The sequence below is a fragment of the Nonomuraea sp. NPDC051941 genome (assembly GCF_044593615.1).
In genome coordinates this window covers 1-10,019 of record NZ_JBIUCF010000043.1, presented here as the reverse complement: position 1 = coordinate 10,019, position 10,019 = coordinate 1, and the positions used below count along the sequence as shown (strand labels likewise).

Genomic DNA, 10,019 nt, shown 5'->3' with positions numbered 1-10,019 from the left:
GAGCAAAAAAGGGGGGCTGCCGGCGCGTACGCGCCAGCAGCCCCCTGGGCTACTTGATCGTGCGGGACGTGGCCATCATGACGGAGAACGCCCGGTCGATGCCCCTCTGCCCCCCACCCGTCACCCAGCGAGGCCGCGGGACCTTGACCGGCTTGGCGAAGCGGAACTTCTCCGTCCCGATCACACTCGTTGTCTCGATGAGCTGGGCCAGCAGCTCCTCCGCCTTACCCCACGGCTCGGCCCGCTGCTCGGCCGTGGTGTTCAGGAGCCCGTCGTCGTCGAGTCGCTCGGCGAGGGCAAGGAATCGGCGAAGCCCGATGAAAGCGGGGTCTCCTGGCCGGTCCCAGACTCCGTAGAGGTCGAGTCCGGGGTAGTGGTGGGACCAGTCGGCGTCGAGGTCGTCCCATCGTCCGAGGAGGTCTCGGACGCGCTCGATTCCCCCAGGCTCCACCCGTACTTCCCGAACAGGCCCTTCACCAGCTCCGCCACGTCCTCCCGCGACGGACGCTCGCCCACGAACGCGTCGTACCCGCCCTGGCCCAGCAACCGGCGCAGAATCTCCTTGCCCGCCTCCAGCAGCTCGGCCGGCAGCTTCGGGTTGAGCACGATCAGGTCGATCGCCATGTCGAGCAGAGCCGCCGTGGACTGGTCGGCGTTCTCACCCCGGATCACGTCCACCACATTCCTGAACAGGAGCGCGATGTCCACGTTCACGTCCTGGACGAGCGGGCCCAGCACGTCCAGCGGCATCTCCACAGGCAGGACGGCGATCACCTCGCCGCCGATCGTCACCGGCTCCGGCTTGATGCCCTTGCGCTCCGCGCGTGCCCTGCGTGCCGCGTCGAGATCCATCCCCGTGTCCCCCCACTGGTAAGGCGCTGATGCGCGAGGGAAGGTAGCGAGGCGCCCGGCTTACGTCCCCGGGGACGCGAGAGGGGCGGGAGCTCGACGCAGCTCCCGCCCCTCTCGGTGCGATGCGCGCCGGCCCACAGCCGCCCGGCCCGCACGCATGTTCTAATCCTACGGCGTGGGGTTCGGGTCGAACGCCCCCCAACTTCCGCTGATCATGTCGTAATAGGCCGCCCCGATGTCGCCGCCCAAGATCGACAGACGCAGCGGCAGCGTGCTGGCCGCGGTCCGCTCGAACGACTGCTCCACGCCTTCCGCCTGCTCGCAACGGGGGATCATCCTCCGCAGCCGCTTCGTGCCGTCGCCCAGCTCCAGGCATGCCGCGACCTCGACCCTGCTACCGATCGCCGGCGGCGTGAACTTGTAGTAGGCCGGGGGAGCAGGGTCGCCGGTCGGCGTCACCTTGATGATCTCCCCACCGCCGTAGACCGCCCTGAACGAATGCAGGCTCCACTCGAGCAAATCGACTTCCAGCGTGGCGGCGTCTTCGGTCTGCCACCGGCGAACCGGATAGTTGCTCTGGGCGGCCCTGGCCTCCTCGAACTGCGGATCCGTCGCCCAATTGAGCGAATCGGGCGTAAAAAGGCCGATGTCGTACCATCCGGTCGGCATTGCGATAGTCGGCCCATCAGGGGCAACAGTGCCCACCGGCGCCAACCACAACCTCTGTACCTGGGGCACAAAGACGTTCTCGGATCCCATGCGCGGGTCCCCTCCACCACACGTCGGCCCGCCCCCGTCACGGGGCCGAGCGGTTGGGTTGGGGACCCTCGAGCGCGCAGAGTAGGGGGCCGGTCGGCTTACGTCCTGGCGGGACGTAAGCCACGGATTGCGCTACAGACCCGGGGCATGAGCGCCACGACTCGCACCGCCCACGCCGCGGCGACCGGCCCGCGCTGGCGATGCCGCATCACGCCGTGCCCGACGCGCGGGGTCTGGACCGACGCCCCGACCGCGCAGGCGGCCGCGGCCGCATGGCGCCGCCACTACACCACCACCCACTGGGCACGACCCGAGGGGGCGCGATGATCGGCGGCTCGGTGCCCACGCTGTACGTGATCGGCGTCAACGTCGCGTTGATCGTGGTGCTGGCGATGCTGTGCGACGCCCGCCGAAACGTCCGCAACCTGCGCCGCGAGACCAAGCGCCTGCAGGCCCGGCTGGAGACCTACCACCGGATCCTCGCGCCGTTGCCGGACGCGGTCCGCGCCGACCAGGCCCTGCGCATCCCGCCGGCGGACATGGCCGTGCTCGCCCTCCTGATCGAGCAGGCCGGCCCCGACGGGGACGAGCTGGCGGCGCTCGAGCGCATGTTCCACCAGAAGTCGGAACATGACCATGGACTTGAGCAATAAATAAGCTGTAATATCAGGATCAAGTTAAGGGGATGCGGCCCCTTTAAAGTTGACCAGGAGAAACAGTGACCTACGCCCCGTACGCCGGATACTTCAACGACCTCCCCAAGGAGTTCGGCTTCACCGGCCCGACCATCAGCGACGACGACTACGAGGTGCACGTCTACACCCGCGACACCATCCACGTCGCGATCAACGTCACCACCGGCAAGACCACCATCGCCGAGGTCGACGAGAGCGACGAGCCCGCCGCCTGGGCCACCGAGTGGAACGTCTGCTACCCCGCACTGACCAACGGGGCCCGCGCCCTCTGGCCGGTCCGCCTCCCGATCGCCACCACGCCCCCGGACGTGACCTACGGCGTCATCGCGGCCGCCCTCGCTCACATCGACGAGAAGAAGCGCGCCACGACCATGCTCGCCCTCGTCCGCGACAACGCCTGAGGGGCCCGCCGTGATCGACATGACCCGCGCCGCCTGCCGCGCCGCCGACCCCGAGCTGTTCTTCCCCGTCATCTACGACGGCCCCTGCCTGCCCCAGGTCCGCGAGGCCAAGGCCGTCTGCAGCGGCTGCCCCATCCGGGACGCCTGCCTGCACGACACGCTGCGCAACCGCCCCGCAGACGACGGCATCTGGGGCGGCACCACCCCCGACGAGCGCCTCGTCCTGCTCCGACTGGGGTTGCCCGCCTGATGACGCCCACCCTCACCGCCCCGGCTCCGGCCGGGGCGGCACCTTCCCCTGCCCGCGCCCTGCCCCTGCTCACCGTCCCCGCCAGCGCCATCCCCACCAGCCCGGCCGCGGACGTCCGCCGCCCCGTCCTCTTCACCGGCGCCCCGGAAGCCTGCTGGCTCGGCCGCTACCGCTTCCCCATGCTCGTCAGCCGGAACCGGCTGGTACGGCTCAAGCGGAAGTTCCCCCTCGCGATCACGCCCTGGATCCTCGATTCCGGTGGTTTCACCCACCTACGCATGAACGGCCGCTGGATCGTCAGCGCCGAGCAGTACGCCGACGAAGTCCTGAAGTGGCAGGAGACGATCGGCGGGCTCGTCGCCGCGGCGCCGCAGGACTGGATGTGCGAACCGGACGTCCTACGCCTGACCGGCAAGACCATCCGCGAGCACCAGGAGCTGACCGTCGCCAACTTCCTGCGGCTGCGCGAGCTGGCGCCGACCATCCCGTGGATGCCGGTCCTGCAGGGCTGGACGCTCGGCTCCTACAGCACCCACCTGGAGATGTACGCCAAGGCCGGCGTCGATCTCCACCTCGAGCGCCGTGTCGGCGTCGGCTCGATCTGCCGCCGCCAAAACAGCGTCACCATCGCGGTGCTGCTCGACATCCTCGCCCAGGCGGGCCTGAGGAACCTGCACGGGTTCGGCGTGAAGATCCGCGGCCTCGAGCTGTCCGGCGACCGCCTGTTCTCCGTCGATTCCGCCGCCTGGTCCTACCACGCCAGCCGCGAGAACATCCGCCTGCCCGAGTGCGACCACGCCGCCGCCGACTGCCGGGCCTGCCCCCGCTACGCGGAGCACTGGCACACCGACCTCATCGAGCGCGCCCTCGTGACGTGGCCCGAGGAGCACCACCCCGCCCACCTCAACTAAGGAGTGCCATGTCCGCCACCCCCATCCCCGACGAGCAGGTCGTCCAGGTCCTCATGCCCGCCGGGCTCCTCGCACGCCTCGAGCTGTGGCTGGCCACCACCGGCATGCGGCTCCACCGGGCGCCCATCAACGATGAGACGCCCACCTTCATGGTCGGCGCCGACCTGCCCGAGTCCGGCAGCGAACCGGGCCGGCCGCGGCCGCTGCCCGAGATCCTCGACGCCTACGAGGCGGCAGTGGCCTACCTCGCCGAGGCCAAGCACGACCGAACCCGATAACCCCACAGCGCGATGCCCCGGCCGGACCCTTCACGGACTGGCCGGGGCATCACGCTGTGCGCCACCCACCGAACGCGCCGTGCGACCATGTGTAGGTGGATCTGGCACGCGCACCCATCAACCCGCCCGAGGGCATCACCGACGTGTCCGAATGGTCGCTGGCGTGCGCGACACGGAACCACCAGGCGTGCAAGGGCGTCCGGATCAACCCCGACCTCAACGCCGCCCCCAAGGACACCAGCCTGCCCTGCAAGTGCACGGTCTGCGCCGGCGACGACCGCCACCGGGTCAAGCGCCGCGGCCGGCCGCCGAAGAACGCCCCGAAGAAGTAAGCGCGCGTTCCTGATACCCGTGCGGGCGTGAATACGCCCATCTACGACGAGCTGGCAGCAACGTACGCCCACCAGCCCACGTCGGCCCCAACCGCCCACCCGACCCCGACACCCGCGACCGCGCCCACCGCGGCCACGCCGCGCGGATGGTTCATCCCCGTCCTGCTCCCCGACCTCCTGCCGGCGGCCGACGCCGGCGCAGCCGCCGCAGCGGTGACGGCATGACCGCGCCCACCCTCGCGGCCGCGCCCGCGGCCATCGAGCCGTACTGGACCGGCCCGGACGCCACCCTCTACCAGGGCGACACCCTCGCCATCCTGCCCACACTCGCGCCCGGCAGCCTGGACGCGGTCATCGCCGACCCGCCCTACAGCAGCGGCGGCGTCTCCACCGCGGAACGAAAGAAGTCCACCCGGGTCAAGTACGTCTCCGGCTCGGCCGGTGACATCAAGCACGAGAACCCCGACTTCCCGGGCGACATGCGCGACCAGCGCTCCTGGACGTACTGGTCCACGCTGTGGATGTCGCAGGCCCTGCAGGCGACCAAGCCCGGCGGCTCCATCCTGGTCTTCACCGACTGGCGGCAACTCCCGTCCACGAGCGACGCGATCCAGGCCGCCGGCTGGACCTGGCGCGGAGTCGTCGCGTGGGTTAAGCCCCGCGGCCGCTCCCGTCCCATCCGGGGCGGATTCTGGAATCAAGCCGAGTACGTCGTCTGGGGAGTCAACGGGAGCCTCCAGAAGGAGTACGAGGTGTACCTGCCGGGCGTGATCGAGGCCCGCGCCCCGATCGGCGCGCAGCGCGTCCACCAGACCGAGAAGCCAGTCGATCCGCTTCTCACCACGCTGGCCAGGGTCGCGCCGCCGGGGGGCGTCGTGCTCGACCCGTTCACCGGCAGCGGCTCCACCGGCGTCGCCTGCCAGCGCGAGGGCCGCCAGTTCGTCGGCATCGAGCTCACGCCGCACTACGCCAAGGTGGCCGCCGACCGGCTCGCCGCCGGCCCGCTCGCCCTCGCCGACGAGGGAGAGGGGAGCCAGCCGTGACGCCGACGCCGTACTACACCGACGAGCTGGTCACCCTCTACCAGGGCGACGCGCTCGACATCCTGCCAACCATCGAGGCCAGCGCCGTCCGGCATGTCGTCACCGACCCGCCGTTCTTCATCGCCAACAAGAGCTGGGGCCGCCGCCCGGCGGGCTGGGCCGACACGATCAACGCCAGCCGGTGGTTCACCGAGTGGTACCGCGAGGTCGCCCGCATCCTGCCCGACGACGGCTCGTTCTGGACATGCTGCAACTGGCGGACGCTGCCGCTGCTCATGAAGGCCGCGGCCGACGCGCAGCTCGACATGACCAGCGTCGCCGTCTGGCACAAGGACGCCATCCGCACCGGCAGCCCGCGGGGCCTGCGCTCCGATCACGAGCTGATCGCCATCATGGCCGGCCCCGACTTCCGGATCGCCGACCGGTCGGCTGGCGACGTGTGGACCATCAAGACCTCCACCCGCAAGCCCCACGGCCACCCGGCCGAGAAGCCCGTCGCCCTTCCGGCGCGGATTCTCGACCTCATCCAGCCGGACCCGGCCGACGTGTTCCTCGACCCGTTCGCCGGCAGCGGCACCACCCTCGAGGCGTGCAAGCTCCGCGGCCAGAAGGCCATCGCGATCGAGGCCGAAGAGGCGTGGTGCGAAACCGTCGCAACCCGATTGCAGCAGGTCACACCACAAGTGCAGGGCTGAAAGACGTAAGCGGGCGGATGTGCCACACTCCGCCCGCTCACGTGATCTTCCCCTAGCACTAGGACCGACCGACCTTGTTCACAGCGACCCTCGCGCACACGTTCGACGCCGCCCACCGCCTCCCGCACCTGCCCGGCAAGTGCACCAATTTGCACGGCCATACCTGGCGCGTCTCGTTCACCGTCGGCGCCCGCTTCCTCAGCGATGACGCCACCCTGGTGGAGTTCGGCGCATTCAAGCGGCTCATGCGCGACTGGATCGACGACCGTATCGACCACGCGGCCATGCTCGGCGCCGGCGACCCGCTCGTGGCCGCCCTGCGCGACCAGGGCTGCCGCGTCTTCACCTTCGGCGTCGACTACCCCACATTCGCCTGGCCGACCGTGGAGGCCGTCGCGTCCATGCTCGCCCACCAGGCCGACGATTGGCTCGAGCAGATCGACCGGCCGGCCGACGCCATGCTCCTGCAGGTGGACGTGTCGGAGACCCCGAACAACACCGCCTCCTGGATGATCAACCCCACCTCCGGCCCCCTCGGGGTCACCGCATGACCGGCCTCATCCCGTCCCCGCCCGGCTGGCGCGTCGAGTACGCCGACGCCGACCTGTCACCGCTGCCAGTCGTCGCGTGGGCCGCGCTCACGCTCGGCCTGCCGCACCGGCTCTCCGCGCTGGTCGCCGTGCCCGGCTGCCCGTATCTCGTGCCGGCGACCGAAGCGGGCACGTTCGTCCGCTTCCTGGCGCCCGGCCAAACCACCCCGGCCGAGGACCAGGCCGAAGCCGACCAGCTCAACGCCAACCTCGCCGAGATGGCCGAAACGGGGCTCTTGTGACCAACCCCAGCCGGGCCGCCGCCCGCACCGCCGCGCGCACGCTCATCGAGCCCACCGCCCAGCTCCTGCAAGGCATCGGCATCCCCTGCGACGGAGACGGCACCGCCGACACCCCGCGCCGCCTGCTCAACGCGCTCATGGAGCTCACCGCTGGCGCCCGCAAGGACCCGGCCCGGCACCTCGCCCGCGTCTTCCCACCCGAGGACGGCGACAACCTCGAGCCCGCGTTGGTCGCCGTCCCAGGCATCTCGATCGCCGGCATCTGCGAACACCACGCCCTGCCGTACTTCGGCACCGCGCTGGTCGCCTACGTGCCCGCGCTCGGCTCCCCGGTCGTCGGCCTGTCCAAGCTAGCCAGGCTCGCGCAGGAGTACGCCGCCCGGCCCACCGTGCAAGAGCGCGTCGGCCAACAGATCGTCGACGCCATCACCACCCACCTGCGCGCGCTCGGCGCGGCCGCGCTCATCCGGGCCACCCACACCTGCCTGACCTTGCGCGGGGCCTGCGCCCGCACCGCCAGCATGACGACCATGCATGTCACCGGCCAGCTCCGCAAAGACCCCGTCCTGCACGCCGAACTCCTCGCCACCTGGAGCACCTCATGAGCGACACCGCCGGCAACGAGCATGTCCACCAGCCGCAGCTGATCGGCCACATCCTCGACCAGCTCGAGGTGCAGGGCTGCATCCATCAGGGCGACTTCATCGTGGACGCCGTCGTCATCGCCAAAATCAACACCGAGGACGGGCAAACGCAGGTCGGCATCTTCCGCAGCAAGACGCTGCAGCCCTACGACGAGTTCGCCATGATCGGCACCGCCGCCCGACACCTCAACTGCGGGGGCCACGCATGACCGATGAGCCGCCCAAGACGGGCCGCCCCACCAAGCTCACCCAAGAGCTGCAGGAGGCCCTCTGCGAATACGTCCGCAAGGGCAACTACCTAACCGTCGCCTGCGACCTGATCGGCGTCCACGAGTCCACCGTCTACCGATGGCTTGAGCGCGGCGAGGCCCTCGCCGTCGAGGACGCCGACGCAGCGGCCAGCGACCTCGACCCCGACGACGCCCGCTTCCTCGACTTCTACCAGGCATTCACACGAGCCCGCGCGCAGGCCGAGGCGATGTTCGTCGAGGTCGTGGTCCAGGTCGCCACCGGCGGCGTGTCCATCAAGGAAGTCATCCGGCAACCGGACGGATCGATAGAGGAGCGCCAGTACACCCCGCCCGACGCCAAGCCGGCGTTCGAGTGGCTCGCCCGCACCCGCCACGAGCGGTGGGGGCAACGCAAGGCGCTCGAGGTGTCCGGCCCGAACGGCGCGCCCGTGCAGCTCTCTCACCAAGCCGACGTCGCCGACAGGCTGGCGGCCCGCGTCGCCGAGGTCCGTGCCAAACGCGTCCAAGAGGAGGAAGGTGCCGACGGTGGGTGAGATGCGCGGCGGCCGGCGGGCCGACCATCCATGGCTCGTCCCGGCCGGCGACATCCCGAACGCGGGGCCGACCGCCGGCGAATCGGAGGACCTCGAGCAGCGCGTGCGCGAGGACATCGCTGCGGAGATCGCCGCCGAGCGCATCGACTGCCCAGACCACCCGGACCCGCGGCTGCCCCGTCGCGGCTGCCCGCGATGCGCCCACAACGGCATGGTCGAGCGGTTCGTGCGGGTTGCGCTAGGCGGGGCCAGCGTGCCGTGGACGCCGAAGGAGGCCACCGGGCCCGCGCCGCTGCCGGTCGAGCAGGTCTGGCGGGTGATCCTGGGCAAGCGCTCATGACCGAGCCCGGGCCAGACCCGGAGGAGGGCATGATCGGGCTCGGCGAGCTGCGGGAGGAGTGGTGCCCGGTCTGCCGGCAGAACACCGCGTCGGCCGCCGACATCCACCTGTTCGACGCCGAAGGCGGCCACCGCGTCGGCATGCTCGTCATGTGCGGCGAGTGCGGCTGGTCGCCGTTCACCACGCCGGGCACGAGCTGGCCGCCCGGTCTGTGACACGCGGAAGGGCCGCCCGCCGCGTACCCCAGGAGTTGGTACGGACGGCGGGCGGCCCTGGTCTGCTGGATTGCGGCCAGCAGTCGGCTCGGCCGGCGCGGGCGCCGGCATCAGGCGGGCTGGATCTCCAGGAACACGGTCTCGCCGTTGCTCAGCTCGAGGCCGATGACCGGCTTGCCGGTCTCGATGACGCTGGCGGAGAACACCTCGTCCATCTCATCAATCAGCAGCTTGAGCAGCTTGTCCCGGAAGTCGTTCAGGTACTCGTCCATCGGTCTTCTCTCTTTCTCTCTGCTGTGGGTAGGGGGCTGATGGGTGCGAAGGGTCAGCAGCCAGCGCAGCCCGGCTTCTGGCAGCGGACCGCGCGGTACAGGTCGTCGGAGAGCTGGGCGAGCGTGAGGCACGGCTGGTCGCCGTTCGGCAGGGGCCGGCACACGATGTAGACGACGCCGGGCCCCCACACGTCCACCGAGGCGGGATGGACCATGTCGTCGCGGACTTCCTCGACGAAAGCGTTGCAACCGTCACAGGTGATCGGCTTGCCGCTAGGGGTGAGGGCGATCATGCGGCGCTTCCGGATTCGAGGCGGCCGGTGTCGGCGCCGTCCTCGTCGTCGTCCTCCACCGCGTCCGAGTCGTCGCCGTCCTCGTCGCTCTCGGCGCCGGTCGGGGTGAACGGCTCGGGGTCGAAGTCCTCGCCGAACGCGACGCCGAGGCGGTTGAAGTGGCCGGCGCGCTCCGCCTCGCGCAGCATCTTGTACAGCTCCGCGATCGCTTCCTGCTCGGTCATCTTTGCGCCGTCGTAGTACAGGCTGACCGGCAGGTTCGTGGTGACGCCTCGTTCGCTCATCGGTGTTCAGGTCTTTCGCGCGTCGTGGTGGTCGGGTTGCAGGAGGGGGGGGGGGGGGGGGGGGGGGGGGGGGGGGGGGGGGGGGGGGGGGGGGGGGGGGGGGGGGGGGGGGGGGGGGGGGGGGGGGGGGGGGGGGGGG

The 10,019-nt window shown here is 70.7% G+C and carries 23 protein-coding genes; 17 read left to right on the top strand and 6 right to left on the bottom strand.

Going from position 1 to position 10,019, the window contains the following annotated elements:
* Positions 1-49 precede the first annotated feature (49 nt).
* The 3 genes from ACIHFD_RS49175 to ACIHFD_RS49165 form a co-directional block, all read right to left on the bottom strand.
* Positions 50-184 (bottom strand): hypothetical protein, encoded by a 135-nt coding sequence (locus ACIHFD_RS49175; RefSeq protein ID WP_397372753.1) that lies wholly within the window; start codon positions 182-184, stop codon positions 50-52.
* Between the two features lie 77 nt (positions 185-261).
* A complete protein-coding gene (locus tag ACIHFD_RS49170) occupies positions 262-852 on the bottom strand; it encodes a hypothetical protein (protein WP_397372752.1) in 591 nt (196 codons plus the stop codon).
* A gap of 168 nt (positions 853-1,020) precedes the next feature.
* A complete protein-coding gene (locus ACIHFD_RS49165; RefSeq protein WP_397372751.1) occupies positions 1,021-1,521 on the bottom strand; it encodes a hypothetical protein in 501 nt (166 codons plus the stop codon).
* 237 nt (positions 1,522-1,758) lie between these two features.
* Between ACIHFD_RS49165 and ACIHFD_RS49160 the strand changes: the two genes are divergently transcribed.
* The 17 genes from ACIHFD_RS49160 to ACIHFD_RS49080 all read left to right on the top strand — a co-directional run bounded on the left by ACIHFD_RS49160 (position 1,759) and on the right by ACIHFD_RS49080 (position 9,031).
* Complete coding sequence (locus tag ACIHFD_RS49160) at positions 1,759-1,938, top strand: hypothetical protein (RefSeq protein WP_397372750.1); 180 nt, start codon at positions 1,759-1,761, stop codon at positions 1,936-1,938.
* The gene (locus ACIHFD_RS49155) at positions 1,935-2,264 is read left to right on the top strand and encodes a hypothetical protein (RefSeq protein WP_397372749.1); all 330 of its coding nucleotides are present in this window, start codon (positions 1,935-1,937) and stop codon (positions 2,262-2,264) included. Before ACIHFD_RS49160 ends, ACIHFD_RS49155 begins: the two co-directional genes overlap by 4 nt.
* Positions 2,265-2,329: 65 nt before the next feature.
* On the top strand, positions 2,330-2,707 hold the full coding sequence (locus ACIHFD_RS49150; RefSeq protein ID WP_397372748.1) for a hypothetical protein: 378 nt from the start codon (positions 2,330-2,332) through the stop codon (positions 2,705-2,707).
* 19 nt (positions 2,708-2,726) lie between these two features.
* Positions 2,727-2,957 carry a WhiB family transcriptional regulator gene (locus ACIHFD_RS49145; RefSeq protein WP_397372891.1) on the top strand — a complete coding sequence of 77 codons (231 nt, stop codon included), beginning with the start codon at positions 2,727-2,729 and terminating at the stop codon, positions 2,955-2,957.
* The gene (locus tag ACIHFD_RS49140; RefSeq protein ID WP_397372747.1) at positions 2,957-3,868 is read left to right on the top strand and encodes a hypothetical protein; all 912 of its coding nucleotides are present in this window, start codon (positions 2,957-2,959) and stop codon (positions 3,866-3,868) included. Before ACIHFD_RS49145 ends, ACIHFD_RS49140 begins: the two co-directional genes overlap by 1 nt.
* Before the next feature lie 8 nt (positions 3,869-3,876).
* Positions 3,877-4,146, top strand: a complete 270-nt coding sequence (locus tag ACIHFD_RS49135) for a hypothetical protein (protein WP_397372746.1) — start codon at positions 3,877-3,879, stop codon at positions 4,144-4,146.
* 95 nt (positions 4,147-4,241) lie between these two features.
* Positions 4,242-4,478, top strand: a complete 237-nt coding sequence (locus ACIHFD_RS49130) for a hypothetical protein (RefSeq protein WP_397372745.1) — start codon at positions 4,242-4,244, stop codon at positions 4,476-4,478.
* Between the two features lie 27 nt (positions 4,479-4,505).
* A complete protein-coding gene (locus ACIHFD_RS49125; protein ID WP_397372744.1) occupies positions 4,506-4,703 on the top strand; it encodes a hypothetical protein in 198 nt (65 codons plus the stop codon).
* On the top strand, positions 4,700-5,521 hold the full coding sequence (locus tag ACIHFD_RS49120; RefSeq protein ID WP_397372743.1) for a DNA-methyltransferase: 822 nt from the start codon (positions 4,700-4,702) through the stop codon (positions 5,519-5,521). The genes ACIHFD_RS49125 and ACIHFD_RS49120 overlap by 4 nt, the downstream gene beginning before the upstream one ends.
* Positions 5,518-6,216: a DNA-methyltransferase gene (locus tag ACIHFD_RS49115; RefSeq protein ID WP_397372742.1), complete on the top strand. Its 699-nt coding sequence runs from the start codon at positions 5,518-5,520 to the stop codon at positions 6,214-6,216. The genes ACIHFD_RS49120 and ACIHFD_RS49115 overlap by 4 nt, the downstream gene beginning before the upstream one ends.
* Before the next feature lie 74 nt (positions 6,217-6,290).
* Positions 6,291-6,767: a 6-pyruvoyl trahydropterin synthase family protein gene (locus ACIHFD_RS49110; RefSeq protein WP_397372741.1), complete on the top strand. Its 477-nt coding sequence runs from the start codon at positions 6,291-6,293 to the stop codon at positions 6,765-6,767.
* Positions 6,764-7,048, top strand: a complete 285-nt coding sequence (locus ACIHFD_RS49105) for a hypothetical protein (RefSeq protein WP_397372740.1) — start codon at positions 6,764-6,766, stop codon at positions 7,046-7,048. The genes ACIHFD_RS49110 and ACIHFD_RS49105 overlap by 4 nt, the downstream gene beginning before the upstream one ends.
* Positions 7,045-7,653 carry a GTP cyclohydrolase I gene (gene folE / locus ACIHFD_RS49100; RefSeq protein ID WP_397372739.1) on the top strand — a complete coding sequence of 203 codons (609 nt, stop codon included), beginning with the start codon at positions 7,045-7,047 and terminating at the stop codon, positions 7,651-7,653. Before ACIHFD_RS49105 ends, folE begins: the two co-directional genes overlap by 4 nt.
* The gene (locus tag ACIHFD_RS49095; protein ID WP_397372738.1) at positions 7,650-7,901 is read left to right on the top strand and encodes a hypothetical protein; all 252 of its coding nucleotides are present in this window, start codon (positions 7,650-7,652) and stop codon (positions 7,899-7,901) included. The genes folE and ACIHFD_RS49095 overlap by 4 nt, the downstream gene beginning before the upstream one ends.
* Complete coding sequence (locus tag ACIHFD_RS49090; RefSeq protein ID WP_397372737.1) at positions 7,898-8,476, top strand: hypothetical protein; 579 nt, start codon at positions 7,898-7,900, stop codon at positions 8,474-8,476. Before ACIHFD_RS49095 ends, ACIHFD_RS49090 begins: the two co-directional genes overlap by 4 nt.
* On the top strand, positions 8,469-8,816 hold the full coding sequence (locus ACIHFD_RS49085) for a hypothetical protein (RefSeq protein WP_397372736.1): 348 nt from the start codon (positions 8,469-8,471) through the stop codon (positions 8,814-8,816). Before ACIHFD_RS49090 ends, ACIHFD_RS49085 begins: the two co-directional genes overlap by 8 nt.
* Entirely contained in the window at positions 8,813-9,031 is a 219-nt protein-coding gene (locus ACIHFD_RS49080; RefSeq protein WP_397372735.1) for a hypothetical protein, read from the top strand. The genes ACIHFD_RS49085 and ACIHFD_RS49080 overlap by 4 nt, the downstream gene beginning before the upstream one ends.
* A gap of 110 nt (positions 9,032-9,141) precedes the next feature.
* Here ACIHFD_RS49080 and ACIHFD_RS49075 read toward each other — a convergent pair whose 3' ends face one another.
* From ACIHFD_RS49075 to ACIHFD_RS49065, 3 genes are read right to left on the bottom strand one after another with little or no spacing between them, the layout of a single operon-like run.
* Positions 9,142-9,303 carry a hypothetical protein gene (locus tag ACIHFD_RS49075; RefSeq protein ID WP_397372734.1) on the bottom strand — a complete coding sequence of 54 codons (162 nt, stop codon included), beginning with the start codon at positions 9,301-9,303 and terminating at the stop codon, positions 9,142-9,144.
* A 53-nt stretch (positions 9,304-9,356) separates the two neighbouring features.
* Positions 9,357-9,596 (bottom strand): hypothetical protein, encoded by a 240-nt coding sequence (locus tag ACIHFD_RS49070; protein ID WP_397372733.1) that lies wholly within the window; start codon positions 9,594-9,596, stop codon positions 9,357-9,359.
* Positions 9,593-9,880: a hypothetical protein gene (locus ACIHFD_RS49065; RefSeq protein ID WP_397372732.1), complete on the bottom strand. Its 288-nt coding sequence runs from the start codon at positions 9,878-9,880 to the stop codon at positions 9,593-9,595. The genes ACIHFD_RS49070 and ACIHFD_RS49065 overlap by 4 nt, the downstream gene beginning before the upstream one ends.
* Between the last annotated feature and the right edge of the window lie 139 nt (positions 9,881-10,019).